This window comes from Stenotrophomonas sp. Sm2128 (genome assembly GCF_030985535.1).
GTDB lineage: Bacteria > Pseudomonadota > Gammaproteobacteria > Xanthomonadales > Xanthomonadaceae > Stenotrophomonas > Stenotrophomonas maltophilia.
On the sequence record NZ_JAPTFQ010000083.1, the window covers coordinates 1 to 20,566 of the forward strand.

The window sequence follows — 20,566 nt, forward strand, 5'->3', positions numbered from 1 at the left end:
TGCGCAGGTGGCAGCTGTCGATCACTACCGAGGGGCCGCCCGTCATCGCGGCCACGCTGTCCTACGACTTCGTGGCCTTGGGCAGCCGCACGATCACAATCACCGGCAATCGCATGTCGGCGTGGATGCTGCCGCCAGATTGGTCCCGGCCGGTGTCGGAGACTCTGGCGTGGGCAACCGACGTTCAGCAGGCCGCCAGCGGTGGTGAGGCGCGTTTCCCCCTTCGCGGCTCCCCGCGACGCTCCTGGGAATTCAGCGTCCTGGCCGATCGCCGCGAGCGCCAGGTGCTGGAACACGCCCTGTTCGACTGGTCGGCCCGCACGTGGGCACTGCCCATCTGGAATGACGTGTCCTGGCTGCAGTCGCGCCTTGCGCTGGGCGTGCAGTCCATCCCGGTACCGGGCGCCACACAGCAGGACTATCGGCAGGGCGGCCTGGCGATGCTGTGGCAAAACGTCACCACCTACGAACTGGTCGAGGTGGCGGCCATCACCGGCAACACCCTGCAGCTGGCTCGGCCTACGGCCAACGCCTGGGCGCCTGGCACGCGGGTGTTGCCCTGCAGGACAGCGCGCCTCGCAGAAACACCCAGCCTCGAGCGCCTGACCGACCAGGCTGTGCGCTCCACCGTGCGGCTGACGGCCGTGGAAACTTGCGACTGGCCAGCAGTCGCGCCGGCGTCCACCTATCGCGGTCGACCTGTACTTGAGCAGCGGCCTGACCTGGACCAATCGCCGACCGCAGAATTCGGCCGGCAGTTGGTGGTGATCGATGGGGACATCGGTCCAGTATCGATCGATGACTTCACGGGCAGGGCTTGGCCAGTGCAGTCCCATGCTTGGCAGACTTGGGGCCGCGCCGAGCAGGCCAACCTGCGCAGCCTCCTGTACTGGCTGCAGGGTCGCGCGTCCGCGCTGTGGCTGCCGTCCTGGGCCGACGACTTGGAGCTGATCGAGCCGGCCTTGGCCACCTCCGGAGGCATTGTGGTGGCATGGGCCGGCGTGTCTCGCTTCGGGCGCGCTCAGCCCGGCCGCCGCCATCTGCGCATCGAGCTGTTCAATGGCCAGGTGCTCTACCGCCAGTTGGTCCAGGCCACCGAGCTCGATGCACAGCGAGAGTTCCTGCAGTTGGACGTGCCGCACGGCATCGCCCTGCAGCCCACAGCCATCCGCTTGATCAGTTGGATGGTGCTGGCCCGCCTCAGCTCCGACACCGTCGAGCTGTCCCATGAAACCGACGGCGAAGGGCTGGCGCGCTGCAAGGTGTCCTTTGCCGGCATCGCCGCCGAGGAGGGTGAATCGTGAGCTTGTTTTCCCGCCATGTGGAGCTGTACGAGTTCGGCCGCGGATCTCAGCGCTGGCGCTACACCTCCAGCGATAGCGCAGAAGTCTACGATTCGCAGCAGTTCAGCCCCGTGGCCATCAAGCGCGGCCGCCTGGGGCAGTCGGCGCAGGAGGCGCGGTCGAATCTGGAGTTGACGGTACCGCTGTCGTTGCCCCTAGCATCGGTGCTTCGCCCGTTCGCACCGACCGAACGAATCACGGTGCGTTGGCGCAGGGTGCGCAAGAGCGATGGCGTCATCCGCGACACGTGGAATGGCGTGTTGAGCGACTTCAACGAACGTCAGAACGACTTGGTGCTGACCTGCCAGAGCAACATCGGCGCAGCTGCCACCAATGGCCTGCGCCGCTGCTGGCAAGGGCCGTGCCCCTTTGCACTGTTCGACGAAGACTGTGGGCTCAATGCAGAGGCTTTCCGGATCGACGGCGTGTTATCTGCTGCATCCACGCAGACGGTGACTTCTACCGCCTTTGCTACCAAGCCGGATGGCTGGTTCGTGGGCGGCTTTATCAAGTGGAAAAGGGGCACTGCCACTGAGTACCGCTTTGTCGTCGGTCATGTAGGTCCAGTACTGACCCTGCTGACCGCTGCGCCGCTTGCTGCCGGCGAACTTGTTTCGGCCTATCCCGGCTGCGGCCACGCGCTATCGGTATGCCACGAAAAGTTCAACAACTCGCTCAACTTCGGCGGCCAACACACGATCCCGAAGAAAAACCCCTTCGGCCCTGACCCTATCTTCTGAGGAGCCTCCCATGTGGGTCCAAATCATCGTAATGATCGTGGCGCTGATCGTCAGCTACGTGATGCGCCCAAAGCCTACAGTCCCGAAGCCGGCCTCGCTGGAGGATTTCAACGTGCCCACGGCAGAGGACGGTCGCGAGTGCGCAATGGTTTTCGGCACGAACTGGATCGATGACCCAAACGTGCTGTTCTACGGGGATCTGCGCACCACGCCGATCAAGGTCAAGGGTGGCAAGAAGTGATGAATCGCCCTGTCCTGGTCACCGTTGACCATGCTCGCGCCGCAAAGCTTGGCGAGGGTAACGGCGTGCTGTGCGCTGCCGGCATCCGTACCTGGATGGACCGGCATGGACTGGATCTCCGCCAATTCCTGGACGAAGGCCTGCCGGCCGAGCAGTTCGAATCCCTGGACGATGCCTTCGCCCAGCGACTGGCTCTGATAGCACGCGAGGAGGCCAGCCGTGGGTAGTGGCAAGAAGCAGACCGTCGGCTACCGCTACTACATGGGCATCTACTTTGGCGAGTGCCTCGGGCCGGTCGACGCCTTGCGGGAGATCCGCGTCGGCGATCGGATGGTGTGGGACGGTAACGTGCAGACCGCCTGGACCAAAGTGTTCGGCATCAACGTACCGCTCACGGTGCCGGCCACGGGGCCGATTACCTCCTCGCGAACCATCACGATTCTTGCCCCCGAAGTGTTTGGCGGCGACAAGGGTGAAGGCGGGATCGTCGGCAAACTGGAGGTGCGCATGGGCGAACCTACACAGATGCCCAGCGCCTACCTGCAGTCGCTGGTGCCAGGCCCGTGGCCCGCCGCGAGGGGCCTGTTCACCACCGTGTTCAATGGCCAGGTGTCGGCCATGAATCCCTACATCAAGAACTGGACCAAGAAGGTTTCGCGCTGGCGCGCTGGCTGGAAGAAGGGCCTATGGCAGGGCGGCCTGGTGCAGATCGATGAAGGTATGAACCCGGCCCACATCATCTACCAGGTCCGCACTGAGGGTATGGGGCACCCGATCGAGGTGATTGACGAAGCCAGCTTCCTTGCCGCCGCGCAGGTGCTCAAGGATGAAGGTCTTGGCTTGTGCCTGAAGTGGTCCAGGTCGGTGCCAGCCGGTGAGTTCATGGACATGGTGTGCGACCACATCGGCGGCATGCGCATTGAAGATCCGGTGACGGGTCTGACCAAGCTGGTGCTGGTGCGGCCGGACTATGACCCGGCCACTCTGGCAGAGATCGGTCCTGGCCAGATCATCGAGATGATGGAGTGGCAGCAGCCGATGCTGGAGAACAGCGTCAACGAGATCACGGTGGTCTATCGCGATATCGCCACCAACAAGGATGCTGCGGTCACCTATCAGAATCTCGCCAGCGTGCAGGCCCAGGGCCGGGTGGTCAGCAGCCGGAAGAACTATCCGGGGTTGTGGAACGGCATGCTCGCTGGCCGCGTCGCGGCGCGCGAGGTGGCGGCGGTGAGCAGCCTGCCCTGCAGGGTGAAGCTCCGGGTGCGGCGCGATGCTGGCCCCTTCGAACGTGGTCAGGTGCGTGCGCTGTCGTGGCCACGGCGCGGCGTGTCCCGCATGCCGGTGCGCATCCTGGACGTGGACGAAGGCACGCAGACCGAAACGGCCGTGGTGCTGACCGTTAGCCAAGACGTTGCCGGCATGGCGGCTGCCAGTTACATCCAGCCCTCTGACAGCGCCTGGGTCGAGCCGGATACCAAGCCCAAGCCGGTCACGGTGCAACGCCTGCAGGAGGCGAGCTATCGTGACCTGGCCACCACGCTTGGTGCGCCGGATCTTGCTGCCTTGTCGCCAGACATCGGCTACCTGACCTCGATCGGCGTGCGGCCGTCCTCGGTGGCATTCGGCTACACGCTGCAGACCCGCCTGGGCAACGCTGCATTCGCCGAAGCCGGTACGGCCGACTTCGCCCCCACCGGCCTGCTCACGACCGCAATGCCTGCCAAGAGCGAGCCGACTGCGATCGCGCTGGCCGCTGGAGTCAGCCTGGACGCCGTTGAGGTCGGCAGCGAGGCGTTGATCGATGACGAGCTGGTCCGGGTGGTGTCGATCGACCCGGTGGCCGCGACACTGACCGTGGCCCGTGGGTGCGTCGACACCGTGCCAGTTCAGCATGCGGTGGGCTCGCGGGTGTGGTTCACCGATGAATACGTCGGTTTCGATGGTCGTGAGTACTTGGCCAACGAGGCGCCCGAGGCCAAGCTGATCACCCGCACCAGCCAGGGTGAACTGAATCCAGACCTGGCCACGGCGATCGCATTGACGATGCGCCGGCGTCATGTCCGCCCGTACCCGCCCGGCCGTCTGCGTATCAATGGCGACGCATACCCGGCCGAGGCGTGGGGCAGTGGCGGCACCGTGGTGGCTGCCTGGTCGCATCGTGATCGCCTCCTACAGGCTGACCAGCTCGTCGACTCCGAGCAGTCCAGCATTGGCCCGGAGCCAGGCACCACCTACACCGCCCGCTGGTACCTGCAGGACAACCTTGTGCGTGAGCAGGCCGGCATCACGGCCACTACCGACAGCTATCTGCCGCCGGTCGGCAGTGGCGGCAAGACGCTGCGGGTTGAGATCGAGGCCGTCCGGGATGGCTTCACCAGCTGGCAGCGCCTGCAGCACACCTTCCTCTACCGCGCCCAACTGGTGACCGAAGCGGGCGACCGCATCGTCACGGAAGCGGGCGACCCGATCATCTTGGAGTAACCAATATGCCTGACGTAAAGATTTCGGCCTTGGCCAACGCTGATGCTCTAACTGGCGCAGAACAGCTCGCGGCGCTGCAGGGCGGTAAGAACGTCAAGGTGCTGGCCAGCGCTCTTCGCGCGGGCCTGGCTCCCGTGCCGGAAGGCTGGGTAACAGTGACTGCCTTCCTGAACAACTGGCAGGACTATGCCGTCACCGACACGAACTACAACCGAGTCCAGTACCGCAAGAACGGCGACAGTGTTGAGCTACGTGGCTTGGTCAAGAATGCTGCCTCTGCCTCCAGCTCCGCCATCCTCACTCTGCCCGCTGGATATCGTCCGCTGAAGAACACGATCAGGTTGACCTGCGCCTATTTCGGCGTGAGTGGCTTCCGCGCGGCGCGTGTGGATGTCCAGCCTGGAGGCTCACTGTTCTTTACCTTGGGCATTGACCACAACGGAACGGGACCGACCGATTGGTTGGTGCTGGATGGTCTGGCCTTCTCGATTTCTTGAGATGAGCCGCAGAGCGGTGGGTGCCCACCCGATCACGATCCGATAGTCCAAGAACAGGGCGCCAGGCTGGCAGCTGGAACTGCCAGCCTGGCGCCGCAACACACGCGTACAGCCCGCGTGCTATTGGCCGAGGCCCTGCCCCCCGCGCGGGGGAGTCAAGCCTCGCCTAGACCCATCGCAGAGGCTGAGAATGAAGACAACCACGCTGTTCCCCTGGCCGGGCGGGAAGACCCGCCTGCTGCCCCACCTGCTGCCCCTGGTGGCCGACACCCCTCATCGCACTTACGTCGAGGCCTTCGCCGGCGGCGCTGCTCTCCTGTTCGCAAGGGAGCCGGCCAAGGCCGAGGTGCTGAATGACTGTCACGGCGAGCTGGTGCGCCTCTACCGGGTCGTGGCCAACCACCTTGAGGAGTTCGTTCGCCAGTTCAAATGGGCGCTGACGAGCCGGGAAATGTTCCGCTGGTGCCAGCTTCAGCACCCTGACACCCTGACGGATATCCAGCGGGCTGCGCGCTTCTACTACCTGCAGCGGCTTGCCTGGGGCGGCAAGGCTACTGGCCAGACCCCCGGCTTCGGTCGAGGTGGCAAGGGCCTGAACCTTCTCCGCATCGAGGAGGATCTAAGCGCGGCACACCTTCGGCTTCACAAGGTGACCGTCGAGCATTTGGCCTGGCAGCAGTGCATGGCCAAGTACGATGCCACCGACACCCTGTTCTTCCTCGACCCGCCCTATTGGGAGACCGAGGGGTACGGGGCTCCCTTTGAGATGGAGCAGTACCGGGAGCTGGCACGCCAGATGGCGGGGCTGCGTGGCTCTGCCATCCTGACGATCAACGACCACCCGGCCATGCGGGAAGTGTTCGGCCAGTTCAGGGACCGGGTGGTGCCAATCCGGTACACGATCGGCCGGCAGGCGGTGCAGCGGCGTGAGCTGATCTACACGACCTGGTAGTCCAGCCTGGGCACGGGGCGGTTTCCGCCCCGTGCAATTTCATTCCGGTGGGCGCAACATGGGTGACCCACCGTTTATCTCACGTCTGGCGGGCGATTTATCGCGCGCCGTTACAGCCTGAACACCGTATGGAAGGCCAGCCCGGAGGCCAGGCCCAGGCCCCCTGCAGCCAACACTGTCAGCCCATAGCTGATCACATCGAATGTATCCACATAGCGCAGGCGCTGCAGCAGCGGCCCATGGATCGCGCCCGGCCATTCATGGATGGCCATGGCCAGCGCGCCCAGGGCAGACCCTGCAAGCACGAAGCTGATCCGGCGCAGGGGCTGCCGAGATCGCGGGAGCATCGCCATCGGCAGGAACACCGCGATGGCGATGCAGACGCCCAGCCCGAACATCAGTCCACCGCCGGTGAGCGCGGGCATCGGCGTGCGCCTGAATTCAAGTGCGAACATCAGGCCGCCAAACAGTTGGGCCGGCAGCATGCCTGCCGCCAACACCGCCAGGATAGAGGCCTGGGCAAGACGGCCGGTATCAGTGCCGGGGGTTTTCATTTCAGGTCTCCCGTCCGTGGGAAGTGGAGAGGCGCCCGTTGCGGGCGCCCCCCCCAAGCCGCATGCGGCTCAGAATTCCAGGTTGTCGATCAAGCGGGTGGTGCCCAGACGTGCGGCGATCAGCGCTACGCGGCCGCCGCCGTCGAAGGTCGGCTCGGCCAAATCGGGCGTGCGCAGCACCGCATAGTCGACCTGGAAACCGGCTGCCTGCAATGCCGCCGTGGCGTCGGCCTCGATGCGGTCACGTGCCAGCCCGGCTACATAGCCTTCGCGCATGCCCAGCAGGGTGCGGTGGATACTGGTCGCAACCGGGCGCTGTTCGGCGCTCAGATACTGGTTGCGCGAGCTCTTGGCCAGACCATCCTCGTCGCGCACGATGTCCGCGCCGACGATCTGGATCGGGAACGACAGCTCGGCCACCATCTGCTTGATCACAGCCAGCTGCTGGTAGTCCTTTCGGCCGAACACGGCCACGTCCGGCTGCACCTGCAGGAACAGGCGCGCCACCACCGTGCACACGCCATCAAAGTGTCCCGGACGGCTGGCGCCTTCCAGCACTTCACTGACGCCGGGCGCGTGCATCTGCGTGGTCTTGTCCACGCCCAGCGGATACATCGCCTCGACGCTGGGCAGCCACACCGCATCGCAGCCGGCCTGCTCCAGCCCGGCCACGTCGGCCTCGGGCGTACGCGGATAGCGACTGAAATCCTCGTTCGGCCCGAACTGGGTCGGGTTGACGAAGATGCTTGCCACCACCTTGTCGGCGTACTGGCGGGCCAGGGTCACCAGCGAATGATGGCCACCGTGAAGGTTGCCCATGGTCGGCACCAGCGCCACGCGCAGGCCCTCGCGCTTCCACTGGGCGATCTGCTCGCGCAATGCGCCGAGCTCGTTGAAGGTCTGGATCATGAGGCGTAAGCGTGCTGTTCGTCGGGGAAGCTGCCGTCGCGCACGGCGTCGGCATAGGCGCGGGTGGCACCCGCCACCGAACCGCCTTCGGCAAGGAAGTCCTTGACGAACTTGGGACGGCGATGGCCACTGTCCAGGCCAAGGAAATCGTGCAGCACCAGCACCTGGCCATCGCACTGCGGGCCGGCACCGATGCCGATGGTCGGCACCTCCACCGCAGCGGTCACCTCGGCGGCAACCGGGGTCGGCACGCACTCAAGCACCATGATGCTGGCGCCGGCAGCGGCCACGGCCCTGGCATCTTCCACCAGCTGGCGCGCGGCATCGCCGCGGCCCTGGATCTTGAAGCCGCCCAGGCGCAGCACCGACTGCGGGGTCAGGCCCAGATGCGCACAGACCGGAATCTCACGCTCGACCAGGTAGCGGATGATGTCGACCTTGAAGCCGGCACCTTCGATCTTGACCATCTCGGCACCGGCCTGCAGCAGCTGCAGCGAAGCATCCAGCGCGCGCTCCGGAGTGGCATCGGCACCGAACGGCAGGTCGGCCACCAGCAGCGCGCGCTGCAGCACACGGGCCACGGCGCGGGTGTGGTAGACCATGTCGGCCACGGTCACCGGCAGGGTCGAATCATGGCCCTGCACGACCATGCCCAGCGAATCGCCGATCAGGATCAGGTCGACGCCATTGGCATCGAAGGTGCGGGCAAAGCCAGCGTCGTAGGCGGTCAACATGACCAGCTTCTGGCCATTGCGCTTGGCCTCGGCCAGGGCGGGAACGGTCCAAGGCTTGCTGTCTGCGTGGGTGCTCATGTGCTGATAACCGGGGGAGATAACCCGGGCATTATCACCCTATCGGCGCGATCCCGCAGGCATCCACCCGCATCACTGCATCCCGCACGCGGCCATGCCCGGGGATGGCCAGATCCGGCGCGATTTCGGCCAGCGGCACCAGCACGAAGGCACGCTCGTGCATGTAGGGGTGCGGCACCTGCAGGCCGGGCTGGTCGAGCACCTGCGCGCCATACAGCAGCAGGTCCAGGTCCAGCGCGCGCGGCCCCCAGTGCACCGCCGGATCGCGCACGCGGCCAAAGCGCTGCTCCAGCGCCAGCATCGCCTGCAGCAGTTCATCGGCTGCCAGTGACGTTTCGACCGCGGCCACTGCGTTGACGAACGGTGGCTGGTCTTGATTGCCCCAGGCCGGCGTTGCGTACAGGCGCGAGGCCTGCAGCACGCGGGTCCCGGGCAGGCCGTCCAGCGCAGTGATCGCCGCGCCGACAGTCGTGGCCGCATCGCCGAGGTTGGCGCCGAGGCCGATCCACGCTGGCGTCATTGCTTATTCGCCAGCTGCACCGGCCGAGGCCCCCGGGCGGCGACGACGACGGCGACGCTTGCGCGGTGCTCCGTTCTCGTCATCGCCCTCTTCGCTGTGCATCGCGTCCAGCGACGATTCCAGCTCGCGGCCGGACTGGGCCTGTGCCTCGCGCCAGAATTCAACATCGGCAGCGTGCTCGGCCGAGGCCACCTGGCGCAGGCTGAGGAAGTCGAACGCGGCGCGGAAGCGCGGATGGGTGAGCGTGCGGAACACGCGCTTGCGCTGGCGCGAGCTGAAACGCGACTGCAGCAGCCAGATTTCCTGCATCGGCAGCGAGAAGCGGCGCGGCAGCGCGATGGTGCTCAACTGCTGCACGGTGACGCGGTCGGCGGCACGACGCTGCGCCTCTTCCGGCGCCACGCCCTGCTTGAGCAGGGTCGCCTGGGCGCGGCAGAACGCCGGCCACAGCAGCAGCGCGAACAGGAACGCCGGCGAGACCGGCTCGTCGTTGGCCACGCGGGCATCGGTATTGGCCAGGCCCTCGACCAGCATGCGGCGCAGCGCGCCGGTGCGGTTGGACTTCAACGCCCTGGCGCTTTCCGGGAACAGCACGTCGAGCAGACCGTAGCGCTCCAGGCCTTCGAAGCTGGCCACGCCGTGCCCGGACAGGAACAGCTTCAGCACTTCCTCGAACAGGCGTGCCGGCGCGGCTTCGTTGAGCAGGCCAGCCAGCTGCGGGATCGGCGCGGCGGTGCCCTCTTCGATCTGGAAGCCGAGCTTGGCCGCCAGGCGCACGGCGCGCAGCATGCGCACCGGGTCTTCCTGGTAGCGCTGTACCGGGTCGCCGATGAGCTTCATCAGGCGCGCCTGCACGTCTTCGAAGCCACCGGTGTAGTCACGCACCGAGAAGTCCTCGATGGCGTAGTACAGGGCGTTGCAGGTGAAGTCGCGGCGGACGGCGTCGTCTTCGATGGTGCCGTACACGTTGTCGCGCACAAGCATGCCGTTTTCCATCTCGCGGTCGCCACTACCGTCATCGCTGTTGGCGCGGAAGGTGGCGACTTCGATGATCTCGCGGCCGAACACAACGTGGGCGAGGCGGAAACGGCGGCCGATCAGGCGGCAGTTGCGGAACAGCTGCTTGACCTGTTCGGGCGTGGCGTCGGTGGCCACGTCGAAATCCTTGGGTTGGCCATTGACCAGCAGGTCGCGCACCGCGCCGCCGACAAGGTAGGCGCCGAAGCCGGCATCGCGCAGGCGATAAAGCACGCGCAGGGCGTTCGGGCTGATGTCCTTGCGGGAGATCGTGTGCTGGTCGCGCGGGATGACGCGCAGGCTGAACGATGATGTAGCAGAGGAAATGATGTTGGCGCTTCCGGTTGAAGTTTCGGGATTGCCCAATGGCATCGAGGTGCATATACTAGCGCTCCTGCCTCGGCAGCGACACAGTTACGCTCCCTTCGTCTAGTGGTTAGGACGTGGCCCTCTCAAGGCTAAAACAGGGGTTCGAGTCCCCTAGGGAGCGCCAGTCGCCGCAGCAGGAACCGAAAAAGCCCGCCTTGTGCGGGCTTTTCTGTTTTCCGGGATTGCAGTGGTTGCGGTCGGGTTGGTCGCTTTGGCGCCCCCCTGCAATCGGCTTGAGCCGGTGGGGTCACCCAGGGCAGGACACGCCGTAAACCCATCCATGGGGGCTCGATGGCGCCATCCATGGCGCCATCGAGCCCCCCATGGATGGCTCTTGCGTGTCCTGGAGAGGGCGGCCTGCCCCCTCACACTCTGGACAAGCAGGCGCCAACGGAACGCAACCGAAGCCAGTCGCCGTCAGCCTTCCATCTGCTCCAGCTCCTTGCCCTTGGTCTCGCGCACGTAGCGGACCACGAAGAAGATCGAGAGGATGGCCGCCACCGTGTAGATGCCATAGGCGCCGGCCAGGCCGATGCCGGCCAGCAGCATCGGGAAGGTCACGGTGATCGCGAAATTCGACGTCCACTGCGCCGCACCGGCAACAGCCAACGCCGGGCCGCGGATCTGGTTGGGGAACATCTCGCCCAGCATCACCCACATCACCGGGCCCCAGGACATGTTGAAGAACACCACGTAGACGTTGGCCGCGACCAGCGCCAGCCGGCCCATGCCGTCGGACAACTGCAGTCGACCGTCGGCCAGGCTTCCACTGGCGAACGCGACCACCATCAGCACCAGCGCCACCGACATGCCGACCGAGCCGATCCACAGCAGCGGCTTGCGCCCGATGCGGTCGATCAACAGCACCGTCAGCAGGCAAGCACCGATGCTCAGCCCACCGGACAGCACGTTGATCAGCAGTGCGTCGCTTTCCGAGAAGCCCACCGCCTGCCACAGCACCGCGCCGTAATAGAACACCACATTGATGCCGACCAGCTGCTGGAACATGGCCAGACCGATGCCCACCCACAGGATCGGCCGCAGCTTGCCGCTGACCGTGTCGCGCAGGTCGGCAAAGCGCGGCTTGTGCTGGTCCTGGGTCAGGCTGGCTTCGATCTCGGCCTGCTTGGCCGCCGCTGCGGCCTCGCCGTACAGCCGCGCGAGCACCGCCCTCGCCTGCTGCTGGCGCCCCTTCAGGACCAGGAAGCGCGGGCTTTCCGGAATCACCAGCAACAACAGCAGGAACAGCCCCGACGGCAGCGCCTGCATCCAGAACATCCAGCGCCAGGCCTCATGACCCAGCCACAACGGCTCGGTCGACGCCCCGGCGGCGCGGGCCAGCAGGTAGTTGCTGAGGAACGCCGCGAACAGGCCGCAGATAATCGCCATCTGCTGCACGGTGGCCAGGCGCCCGCGATAGCGCGCCGACGCCACCTCGGCGATGTAGGCCGGCGACATCACGCTGGCCGCCCCTACTGCAAAGCCGCCCAGCACGCGGGCCGCGATGAACAGCCACGAGGCGTGGGCTGCGCCGGCGCCCAGCGCCGAGACCAGGAACATCAGCGCCGACACGATCAGGACGCCGCGGCGTCCCAGGCGGTCGCCCAGCCAGCCGGCCAGGAACGCACCGATCGCGCAGCCCAGCAGCATCGAGGCGACTTCGAAACCGAGCGCCGCCTCGCTGGAGTTGAAGGCCTGGCGCAGGCCATCGACGGTGCCATTGATGACACCACTGTCGAAGCCGAACAGGAATCCACCGAGCGTGGCCACGCAGCTGATCAGGACGATGAATGCAGTGTTCTCACCGCCATGGGGTGCGATGCTGGGCTTGGCTGGCGACATTGACGATCCTGCTGGGAAGGGGGCCGGCCACCCGACGCAGCCGGCTGACCCGCAGCGTCGCACAGGCCCCGCCCTGCCGCCAATGACTGCCACGGTCGCGCCTGCCAGACGCCCGATTTCCGCCCCGCGCCGACACCGGGGGCCAACCTGTTCTAGAATTGGCGGGTTCAGGAATCGATCCACCCCCAGCCCATGCCCTTTGTCGTCACCGAAAACTGCATCAAGTGCAAACACACCGATTGCGTGGAAGTGTGCCCCGTGGATTGCTTCCACGAAGGCCCGAACTTCCTGGTGATCGACCCGGATGAGTGCATCGACTGCACCCTCTGCGAGCCGGAGTGCCCGGTCAATGCGATCTTCCCGGAGGACGATGTCCCCGCCGGCCAGGAAGGCTTCGTCGCCCTCAACGCCGAGCTGGCGAAGGAGTGGCCGGTGCTGACCGTGCGCAAGGACCCGCCCGCCGACGCCGGCGAATGGGATGGCAAGCCGGACAAGCTGAAGCTGCTGGAGCGCTGAGAAGCGCCCACGGCGGCAACGAAAAGGGCGCCCACGGGCGCCCTTTTCTGTTTTCCGGTGAACGCCAACCGCAAGATCCGGCATGCCAGCCTTGCGATCCGGCATGCCAGCCTTGCGATCCGGCATGCCAACCTCGCGATACGGCATGCCAACCTTGCGATCCGGTAGGTGCCAACCTTGGTTGGCACAGAAGCGCCGACCAAGGTCAGCCTCTACCAGAGGCAGCCCTTACTGGGCCAGCTTCGCCTTCAGCGCAGCGATCAGCTTCACCGGCGCTTCGGCGGTGGCCGGCAGGCCACGCGGGTCGACCGCGGAGATGTAGGCGCCGGCATCGACGGCGACCACGCGGACCAGGAAGTTGCTGCCTTCGTAGGCCACGTCATACGAGCCGAGCAGCTGGGCGCGGCTGGCGATGGTCACGCCCTCCACGCCTTCCAGCGCGGTACCGACCTTGGCGAAGGCTTCATCCTTGCCACCGGCGATGGTGAAACCGGTATTGCCAACGGCCGGAGCCGCAGCCGCCGGCGCTGCCGGCTTGGTGGCCGACACCAGCGCCGGCACCTTGTTGTCACCGGTGGTGGCCGGCAGGTTGAGGTCCGGCGGCACTTCCAGCGGACGCATTTCCGGGGCCAGGGCATAGTCGCCCTTGACGCCACGCTTGAAGCAGCCGGTGGTGCCGGCGGCAACGGCCACCGCAAGCAGGGCGTAGGACAGCACGCGGACAGTGGAAACGGATTGACGCATGTGAATCTCCTGGGTCAGACCAAGACGAAAGGTCAGTGGCTGGAAAGGGCTTCAAGGGCGGCGATGTCGCCGGCAAGATGGTCGGCGGCCGCGTGGTGCGGCGCCGACAGCGGCAGCAGCGGCAGGCGCAGGTCATGGCCGATGCCGATGCGGCGCAGCAGCGCCTTGACCGGAATCGGGTTCGGTTCAACACCGCAGAAATCATGGAACGGCTGCAGGCGCGCATCCCAGGACTCGGTGGCTTCGTGGTCATGGGCGGCGGCCAGCTCGCACATGCGGCGGTAGGCGCCGGGCAGCACGTTGGAGCCGACCGAGATCAGGCCGTCGATACCGGCCCGGATCGAACGCGCGGCCGTACCGTCGTCGCCGCTGAGCACGGCGAACTGCGGGCTGCGCAGTGCGAGCAGCGCCTGCACCCGGCCGGTGTCGCCCACCGCCTCCTTGATGCCGACGATGTTGGGGTGGCTGGCCAGTTCGGCCACGGTCTCCGGCTGCATGTCGCAACCGGTACGGCCGGGCACGTTGTACAGCACGATCGGCAACCCGCCCTGGTCGGCGACCGCACGATAATGGGCAATCAGGCCGGCCTGGGTCGGCCTCACGTAAGGCGGGGTGACCACCAGTGCATGGCTGGCGCCAAGCGCGGCCGCACGACGGGTCTGATCGATGGTTTTGGCGGTACCGGACAGGCCGGTGCCGGCCATGACCGGGATGCGGCCGCCAATGCGTTCGACCGCGCTGGCCAGCAGCAGGTCGTACTCGGCATCGGTGAGGGTTGCCGCTTCGCCGGTCGAGCCGGCAACGACAACGCCATGGACGCCACCTTCCAGTTGCAGGTGCAGCAGGCGCTGCCAACCGTCGGGATCGAGAGCGCCGTCGGCCCGGAACGGGGTCGCCAGCGCGGTGATGAGGCCGGAAAGGGACAAGGACGTGCTGCTCTTGGCTGGAAAGGGAAAACGCCCGCCACGAAAGGCCGGGGGCGACCTGAATGTTACTTGCGGCGCGAAAGCACGGGCAAGTATGCTGGACACCGGTGGATCCCCGCCTCTGGCGGGCATTCAGACTAACGCATGCATTACCCGGAATCGCCTTGACCGACACCACCCCGCGCCCCGCGCCGAGCGAAAACCACCTCCTGATCAACGCCTATACGACGCATCCGGAGTCCCCCCTGCTGTCCGTCACCCGCCGCATCGCCGACAGCGGCTGCAATCTGGTGGACGCACGCCTGGCCACGGTCGGCCGCGATGTCTCGGTCACCGCCCTGGCCACCGGCTCCTGGGACTCGGTGGCCAAGCTGGAGGCGATGCTGACCCGGCTGGAGCGCGAGGAAGGCCTGAAGCTGGTCTGGTACCGCACCGCGGCCAAGCAGGCGCAGTCCAACCTGCTGCCGTACATTGTCGAAGTGATCGCCGCCGACAAGCCGGGCATCCTGTTCCAGCTGGCCGATTTCTTCGACCGCCAGGGCATCACCATCGAGAACCTGCAGAGCACGCGCTACCGCGCCATGCAAACCGGTGCGGAAATGTTCAGTGCACAGGTCACCATCGGCGTGCCGGCCAACATGCACATCGCCGCGCTGCGCGACGATTTCCTTGAGTTCTGCGACCACCTGAACCTGGACGCGATCATGGACCCGATGAAATTCTGATTGGGAGTGCGGATTTTTCGCGCGCCTCTCACGGGCGCGTGGCGTTTCATGCAATTGTCGTAGAAACAACCCAGGCTCGACAGAAGGACCTCATGAACAACGGCGATACCCTGGACAGCACCACCCTCTCCCTGCCGCTGGCGCTGTCCGGTGGCGACCAGGCCACTCTCGGCGACTATGCCGGCCAGTGGCTGGTGCTGTACTTCTACCCCAAGGACAGCACTCCCGGCTGCACCACCGAAGGCATCGACTTCAACGCCCTGCTGCCGAAGTTCAAGAAGGCCGGCGCGGTCGTGCTCGGCGTCTCTCGCGACTCGGTGAAGTCGCACGACAACTTCTGTGCCAGGCAGGGCTTCAACTTCCCGCTGGTCAGCGATGGCGACGAAGCGCTGTGCACCGCCTTCGACGTGATCAGGATGAAGAACATGTACGGCAAGCAGGTACGTGGCATCGAACGCAGCACCTTCCTGATTTCCCCCGACAGCCGCATCGTGCAGTCCTGGCGCAAGGTCAAGGTTGCCGGCCATGCCGATGCCGTTCTCGCCGAACTGAAGGCCTCCCAGTCCAAGTGAGTCCCACTGCCTACTGTGTCTGCCATCACCCTGCCCCGCAGCAGGCCGTGGTGGTTTTTCCCTGTCCGTAACCAGGAATCGACGATGACCCGAGGCAAGCGCATCTACGTGCTGGATACCAACGTGCTGATGCACGATCCGACCGCGCTGTTCAAATTCGAGGAGCACGACATCTACCTGCCCATGCAGGTGATCGAGGAGCTGGACAACGGCAAGAAGGGCACCTCCGAAGCGAGCCGCAACGCCCGCCAGGTGAGCCGCTTCCTCAACGAGCTGGTGCAGGAATCCGGCCTGGACAACCTGGCCGACGGCATTCCGCTGCAGCGCCCCAACGGCCTGCAGCTGCGCGGCAAGCAGAGCGCCGGCAAGCTGCGCTTCCAGACCAGCCACTTCGACGCGGGCAAGAGCTTTGGAAAGGTCATTCCCGACAATGCCATCCTTGGCGCGATCCTGGCGCTGAAGGAAGAAACGCCGGACCTGCCGGTGGTGTTCGTTTCCAAGGACATCAACCTGCGAATCAAGGCCGCCATCGCCGGCATCGTGTCCGAGGACTACGAAAACGACCGCGCGCTGGACGATTTCAGCCTGCTCTACACCGGCGCCACCGAGCTGCCGGAAGACTTCTGGAAGCGCCACGGCGACGACCTGCGCAGCTGGAGCGACAAGGGCCGCAGCCATTACGAAATCCAGGCGCAGGACGGCGAGGAGTGGTACCCGAACCAGTACGTCTACCTGCCCGGCGAAGACGAAGTCGAACTGCGCGTCAGCCGCGTGGTCGGCGACGGCAAGGTAGTGCTGTCGCTGGTCGATGATTTCCGCCACGGCAGCCACGCCGTCTGGGGTATCAGTGCGCGCAACCGCGAGCAGAACTTCGCGCTCAACGCACTGATGGATCCGGAGATCGACTTCGTCACCCTGCTGGGCACCGCCGGTACCGGCAAGACCCTGCTGGCACTGGCCGCCGGCCTGGCGCAGACGATGGACCAGCAGCGCTACCGCGAGATCATCATGACCCGCGCCACGGTCAGCGTCGGCGAGGACATCGGTTTCCTGCCGGGCACCGAGGAGGAGAAGATGACGCCGTGGATGGGCGCGCTGACCGACAACCTGGAAGTGCTCACGCACAACCAGGAAGGCGGCACCTGGGGCCGCCAGGCCACCAACGACCTGCTGGCCAGCCGCATCAAGATCCGCTCGATGAACTTCATGCGCGGCCGTACCTTCCTGTCGCGCTACCTGATCCTGGACGAGGCGCAGAACCTCACCCCGAAGCAGATGAAGACGCTGATCACCCGTGCCGGCCCCGGCACCAAGATCGTCTGCCTGGGCAACGTCGAGCAGATCGACACCCCGTACCTGACCGAGACCACCTCGGGCCTGACCTACGCGGTGGATCGTTTCAAGAACTGGCCGCATAGCGCGCACATCACCCTGCGCCGAGGCGAACGCTCGCGCCTGGCCGATTACGCTTCGGAGGTGTTGTGAACCGCTGCACCCGCCTGCTGCTGCCCACGGCTGCGATCACCCTCGCAGCCGTGCTCGGCGCCTGCACCACCACGCGTGGCCCGGCCAGTGTGCCGACCGCCGAGCGCACCGGCCAGTCCTGGGTGGTCACCCGCCCGATCATCGCCGCGCAGGTGCTCGACACCTGTTCGCGCGCCAGCCCCGGCCGCGAGCCCGGGCGGGTCAGCGGCTACTGGGCCCCCAGCCGGCAGCAGATCGATCAGCTGGAGGCACAGCTGTCGTCGCTGGAGGCACAGGTACCGAAGGTGCTGGACTTCGACCGCCAGTACGTCGGCATCGAAAGCGCCGGCAAGCGGCTGATCTACGTCAACGCCTTCCACCTGCCCGACGACAGTGGCATCAATCCGGCCCGTGAAGCGATCCGCGTCTGCGATGGCGGCGCGCAGTTCTGGGGCGCGGTGTTCGACCCGGCCAGCAACACCTTCAGCGAGCTGCAGTTCAACGGCGGCTTCGGCGGGCCCTGAGGGGCCCCGCCGATGGGAATACGCCTGCCCACCTGGGTCTGGATCGGCGCGGTCGCGCTCTCGTGCGTGGCCGGCATGGTCAACGTGGTCGGCTTCCTCGGTTTCGAGCACCAGACGGTCAGCCACATGACCGGCAGTACCAGCCAGTTGGGCATGGCGCTGGCGCAGGGGGACTGGCGCGCCGTCGGGCACCTGTGGGGGCTGTTGATCGCGTTCTCGCTGGGCGCGATGCTCAGCGGCCTGCTGATCCAGGACAGCACCCTGCAGCTGGGCCGGCGCTACGGCGTGGCGCTGGCACTGGAATCGGCGCTGCTGCTGGTCGCCATTCCACTGTTCGAACAGCACCAGATCTGGGGCGCGCTGGCCGCCGCCATGGCCTGCGGCCTGCAGAACGCGATGGCCACCACCTTCAGTGGCGCGGTGGTGCGCACCACCCACCTCAGCGGCATGTTCACCGACCTCGGCATCGGCCTGGGCCACCTGCTGCGTGGGCTGCCGTTGCAGCTGCGACGGCTGACCCTCAGCGGCCTGATCATCAGCGGCTTCCTCGCCGGCGGCATCATCGGCGCCTGGTTGTTCATGCGCTGGCAGTACGACGCCCTGCTCGCCCCGGCCCTGCTGACCGGCCTGACCGGGCTGGGTTATGTGCTGTACCAGCAGTGGGCGCGTTGGCGGCATTGAATCAAGGACATCCACGCATGGCGTGGATCTACCTTCCCCTCCGGGACCACGGCACAATCAACTGATGAGCCCGACCACTCCCGTTTCCGCCCTCACCATCGCCGGCTCCGACTCCGGCGGTGGCGCCGGCATCCAGGCCGACCTGAAGGCCTTCGCCGCGCACCGCGTGCATGGCCTCTCGGCGATCGCTGCACTGACCGCGCAGAACACCCGCGGCGTCATCGCCGTGCACGTGCCACCCATCGAGTTCCTGCGCGCGCAGCTGGATGCCTGCTTCGACGACTTCGACATCCACGCGGTGAAGCTGGGGATGCTGGCCAACGCCGAAGTGATCCATGCCGTCGCCGAAGCGTTGGAGCGCCACCGCCCACCACATGTGGTGCTGGACCCGGTGATGGTCGCCACCAGTGGGGCACGCCTGCTGGAAGACAGCGCATTGCAGGCCATGCGTGAGCGCCTGATCCCGCTGGCCACGCTGATCACCCCCAATACGCCGGAAGCGGAACTACTGGTCGGCCGGAAGATCAGCAACGGTGAAGACGCAGAACAGGCCGCCTCCGCCCTGCTCGACCTGGGGGCCGGTGCGGTGCTGCTGAAAGGTGGCCACCTGCATGAAGGCAACCGCGTGATCGACCGCTACTTCGACGGCGTGAGCAGCGAAGAGTTCATCCATGCCCGCCTGCCGCTGGACGCACATGGCACCGGCTGCACGCTGGCCTCGGCCATCGCCGCGCAGTTGTGCAACGGCTTGAGCCTGGCCAATGCCTGCGAAGCCGGTATCGACTACGTTGCACGCGGCCTGCAGCAGGGCTATGCCCCCGGCCGCAGCGAGGTGCTGGTGCTGGATCACTTCGGCGCGGCACCACACGCATGAGCCTCACACCCGGCGTCCTTGCCGTGCAGTGCGCTGATGGCCATCGCTACGAAGTGATCGCCTGCGTGCCCGCACAGCCCATCGCACGCCTGCTGTGGCTGCCGGCACTGGGCGTGGCGGCGCGCCACTACCTGCCACTGGCTTTGGCGCTGGCGGCGAAGGGCGTGGCGGTGTACCTGCACGAGTGGCGCGGCAACGGCAGCAGTTCGCTGCGCCCATCGCGCACGCAGGACTGGGGCTATCGCGAGGTACTCGAACAGGATCTGCCGACCAGCCAAGCCGTCCTGGCCGCAGCGGATGACGAAGGCGACGCCCTGCCCTGGATCATCGGCGGCCATAGCCTGGGCGGGCAGCTGGCCTGCGTGCATGCCGGCCGCAACCCGCAGCACTTCAACCGGCTGTGGCTGGCCGCCAGCGGCTCACCGTTCTGGCGCGGATTCCCACCACCGCGTGGCTGGCTGCTGCCGCTGGTCTACCGCTTCCTGCCGTGGATCGCACAGCACCAAGGCGTGCTGCATGGCCGTCGCCTCGGCTTCGGTGGCACCGAAGCGCGCGGGCTGATCGCCGACTGGGCGCGCGTCGGCCTGAACAACCATTACGCCGCCGTCGGCATGGACGAAGACCTCGATGCGCAGATGGCGCGTGTGCATGGCAGCGCACAGGCGGTGCTGATGGAGCACGACTGGTTGGCCCCCACCGGATCGATGCAGACGCTGCTGGCGAAGCTGCCGAATGTGGACGCGCAGCTGCGCGTGCTGTCCGCGCAGGAACTGGGCACGCGCGCCGATCATTTCGCGTGGCTGAAGGCCCCTGATGCCGTGGCTGACAGCTTTTTCATTCAGTTGGATGAAAATTTTCACAAAACTGTTGACGGTACGCGCCGACATCCGCATAATTCCGCTCCTGTCGCAGGGCGCCCGTAGCTCAGTTGGATAGAGTACCTGGCTACGAACCAGGCGGTCGGGAGTTCGAATCTCTCCGGGCGCACCACTCGACAGGTTTCCGGCATCCGCCGCTGGAAATGCAGTAAAATTTGATTGTGTACCGCGCGCCCGTAGCTCAGTTGGATAGAGTACCTGGCTACGAACCAGGCGGTCGGGAGTTCGAATCTCTCCGGGCGCACCACTCGACAGGTTTCCGGCATCCGCCGCTGGAAATGCAGTAAAATTTGATTGTGTACCGCGCGCCCGTAGCTCAGTTGGATAGAGTACCTGGCTACGAACCAGGCGGTCGGGAGTTCGAATCTCTCCGGGCGCACCA

General features: G+C 66.1%; 23 protein-coding genes and 4 tRNA genes. 19 read left to right on the forward strand and 8 right to left on the reverse strand.

Features of this window, described 5'->3' with window-relative positions; translation table 11 throughout:
- The 7 genes from O0K41_RS18890 to O0K41_RS18920 form a co-directional block, all read left to right on the forward strand.
- On the forward strand, window positions 1–1,304 hold a 1,304-nt coding region (locus O0K41_RS18890), incomplete at its 5' end, for a hypothetical protein (protein WP_308304551.1).
- Window positions 1,301–2,083, forward strand: a complete 783-nt coding sequence (locus O0K41_RS18895; RefSeq protein ID WP_308304553.1) for a phage BR0599 family protein — start codon at window positions 1,301–1,303, stop codon at window positions 2,081–2,083. The genes O0K41_RS18890 and O0K41_RS18895, both read left to right, overlap by 4 nt.
- A gap of 10 nt (window positions 2,084–2,093) precedes the next feature.
- A complete protein-coding gene (locus tag O0K41_RS18900) occupies window positions 2,094–2,324 on the forward strand; it encodes a hypothetical protein (RefSeq protein ID WP_024957631.1) in 231 nt (76 codons plus the stop codon).
- Complete coding sequence (locus O0K41_RS18905) at window positions 2,324–2,551, forward strand: hypothetical protein (RefSeq protein ID WP_262234063.1); 228 nt, start codon at window positions 2,324–2,326, stop codon at window positions 2,549–2,551. The genes O0K41_RS18900 and O0K41_RS18905 overlap by 1 nt, the downstream gene beginning before the upstream one ends.
- On the forward strand, window positions 2,544–4,808 hold the full coding sequence (locus O0K41_RS18910) for a hypothetical protein (protein ID WP_308304554.1): 2,265 nt from the start codon (window positions 2,544–2,546) through the stop codon (window positions 4,806–4,808). The genes O0K41_RS18905 and O0K41_RS18910 overlap by 8 nt, the downstream gene beginning before the upstream one ends.
- Window positions 4,809–4,813: 5 nt before the next feature.
- Window positions 4,814–5,305 carry a hypothetical protein gene (locus O0K41_RS18915; protein ID WP_049449836.1) on the forward strand — a complete coding sequence of 164 codons (492 nt, stop codon included), beginning with the start codon at window positions 4,814–4,816 and terminating at the stop codon, window positions 5,303–5,305.
- Between the two features lie 190 nt (window positions 5,306–5,495).
- Window positions 5,496–6,257: a DNA adenine methylase gene (locus O0K41_RS18920; RefSeq protein WP_049449837.1), complete on the forward strand. Its 762-nt coding sequence runs from the start codon at window positions 5,496–5,498 to the stop codon at window positions 6,255–6,257.
- A gap of 110 nt (window positions 6,258–6,367) precedes the next feature.
- Here O0K41_RS18920 and O0K41_RS18925 read toward each other — a convergent pair whose 3' ends face one another.
- From O0K41_RS18925 to pcnB, 5 genes are all read right to left on the reverse strand, one after another.
- The gene (locus O0K41_RS18925) at window positions 6,368–6,811 is read right to left on the reverse strand and encodes a hypothetical protein (RefSeq protein WP_308304555.1); all 444 of its coding nucleotides are present in this window, start codon (window positions 6,809–6,811) and stop codon (window positions 6,368–6,370) included.
- 69 nt (window positions 6,812–6,880) lie between these two features.
- On the reverse strand, window positions 6,881–7,720 hold the full coding sequence (gene panC, locus O0K41_RS18930; protein WP_057500712.1) for a pantoate--beta-alanine ligase: 840 nt from the start codon (window positions 7,718–7,720) through the stop codon (window positions 6,881–6,883).
- Window positions 7,717–8,532, reverse strand: coding sequence for a 3-methyl-2-oxobutanoate hydroxymethyltransferase (panB, locus tag O0K41_RS18935; protein ID WP_005409058.1), 816 nt, complete (start codon window positions 8,530–8,532; stop codon window positions 7,717–7,719). The genes panC and panB overlap by 4 nt, the downstream gene beginning before the upstream one ends.
- A gap of 34 nt (window positions 8,533–8,566) precedes the next feature.
- A complete protein-coding gene (folK, locus tag O0K41_RS18940; RefSeq protein ID WP_088437119.1) occupies window positions 8,567–9,052 on the reverse strand; it encodes a 2-amino-4-hydroxy-6-hydroxymethyldihydropteridine diphosphokinase in 486 nt (161 codons plus the stop codon).
- Between the two features lie 3 nt (window positions 9,053–9,055).
- Window positions 9,056–10,435, reverse strand: a complete 1,380-nt coding sequence (gene pcnB / locus O0K41_RS18945; RefSeq protein WP_164222900.1) for a polynucleotide adenylyltransferase PcnB — start codon at window positions 10,433–10,435, stop codon at window positions 9,056–9,058.
- Between the two features lie 52 nt (window positions 10,436–10,487).
- Between pcnB and O0K41_RS18950 the strand changes: the two genes are divergently transcribed.
- Window positions 10,488–10,562 (forward strand) — tRNA-Glu (locus tag O0K41_RS18950).
- A gap of 293 nt (window positions 10,563–10,855) precedes the next feature.
- On the opposite strand, the gene O0K41_RS18955 is transcribed toward O0K41_RS18950, so the two are convergent.
- The gene (locus O0K41_RS18955) at window positions 10,856–12,280 is read right to left on the reverse strand and encodes a sugar porter family MFS transporter (protein ID WP_164222903.1); all 1,425 of its coding nucleotides are present in this window, start codon (window positions 12,278–12,280) and stop codon (window positions 10,856–10,858) included.
- Between the two features lie 192 nt (window positions 12,281–12,472).
- Here O0K41_RS18955 and fdxA point away from each other — a divergent pair, with 192 nt between their 5' ends.
- Complete coding sequence (gene fdxA / locus O0K41_RS18960) at window positions 12,473–12,796, forward strand: ferredoxin FdxA (RefSeq protein WP_005409054.1); 324 nt, start codon at window positions 12,473–12,475, stop codon at window positions 12,794–12,796.
- A gap of 228 nt (window positions 12,797–13,024) precedes the next feature.
- On the opposite strand, the gene O0K41_RS18965 is transcribed toward fdxA, so the two are convergent.
- Both O0K41_RS18965 and dapA read right to left on the reverse strand, forming a co-directional pair.
- Window positions 13,025–13,540, reverse strand: coding sequence for a hypothetical protein (locus O0K41_RS18965; protein ID WP_005409053.1), 516 nt, complete (start codon window positions 13,538–13,540; stop codon window positions 13,025–13,027).
- 32 nt (window positions 13,541–13,572) lie between these two features.
- Entirely contained in the window at window positions 13,573–14,466 is an 894-nt protein-coding gene (gene dapA / locus O0K41_RS18970) for a 4-hydroxy-tetrahydrodipicolinate synthase (protein ID WP_049451027.1), read from the reverse strand.
- 164 nt (window positions 14,467–14,630) lie between these two features.
- On the opposite strand from dapA, the gene O0K41_RS18975 reads away from it, so the two are divergent.
- From O0K41_RS18975 to O0K41_RS19020, 10 genes are all read left to right on the forward strand, one after another.
- The gene (locus O0K41_RS18975; protein ID WP_005409051.1) at window positions 14,631–15,191 is read left to right on the forward strand and encodes a glycine cleavage system protein R; all 561 of its coding nucleotides are present in this window, start codon (window positions 14,631–14,633) and stop codon (window positions 15,189–15,191) included.
- Window positions 15,192–15,283: 92 nt separating this feature from the next.
- Complete coding sequence (locus tag O0K41_RS18980; RefSeq protein ID WP_049451024.1) at window positions 15,284–15,763, forward strand: peroxiredoxin; 480 nt, start codon at window positions 15,284–15,286, stop codon at window positions 15,761–15,763.
- Between the two features lie 84 nt (window positions 15,764–15,847).
- Window positions 15,848–17,248 carry a PhoH family protein gene (locus O0K41_RS18985; protein ID WP_005409049.1) on the forward strand — a complete coding sequence of 467 codons (1,401 nt, stop codon included), beginning with the start codon at window positions 15,848–15,850 and terminating at the stop codon, window positions 17,246–17,248.
- Window positions 17,245–17,751, forward strand: coding sequence for a hypothetical protein (locus O0K41_RS18990; protein ID WP_164222907.1), 507 nt, complete (start codon window positions 17,245–17,247; stop codon window positions 17,749–17,751). The genes O0K41_RS18985 and O0K41_RS18990 overlap by 4 nt, the downstream gene beginning before the upstream one ends.
- 12 nt (window positions 17,752–17,763) lie before the next feature.
- Window positions 17,764–18,432 (forward strand): YoaK family protein, encoded by a 669-nt coding sequence (locus O0K41_RS18995; protein ID WP_164222910.1) that lies wholly within the window; start codon window positions 17,764–17,766, stop codon window positions 18,430–18,432.
- Between the two features lie 64 nt (window positions 18,433–18,496).
- On the forward strand, window positions 18,497–19,306 hold the full coding sequence (gene thiD, locus O0K41_RS19000) for a bifunctional hydroxymethylpyrimidine kinase/phosphomethylpyrimidine kinase (protein WP_049451020.1): 810 nt from the start codon (window positions 18,497–18,499) through the stop codon (window positions 19,304–19,306).
- The gene (locus tag O0K41_RS19005; RefSeq protein WP_088437125.1) at window positions 19,303–20,229 is read left to right on the forward strand and encodes an alpha/beta fold hydrolase; all 927 of its coding nucleotides are present in this window, start codon (window positions 19,303–19,305) and stop codon (window positions 20,227–20,229) included. The genes thiD and O0K41_RS19005 overlap by 4 nt, the downstream gene beginning before the upstream one ends.
- Window positions 20,220–20,296: transfer RNA gene (locus O0K41_RS19010), tRNA-Arg, on the forward strand. Before O0K41_RS19005 ends, O0K41_RS19010 begins: the two co-directional genes overlap by 10 nt.
- Before the next feature lie 58 nt (window positions 20,297–20,354).
- A tRNA-Arg gene (locus O0K41_RS19015) sits at window positions 20,355–20,431 on the forward strand.
- Window positions 20,432–20,489: 58 nt separating this feature from the next.
- Window positions 20,490–20,566 (forward strand) — tRNA-Arg (locus O0K41_RS19020).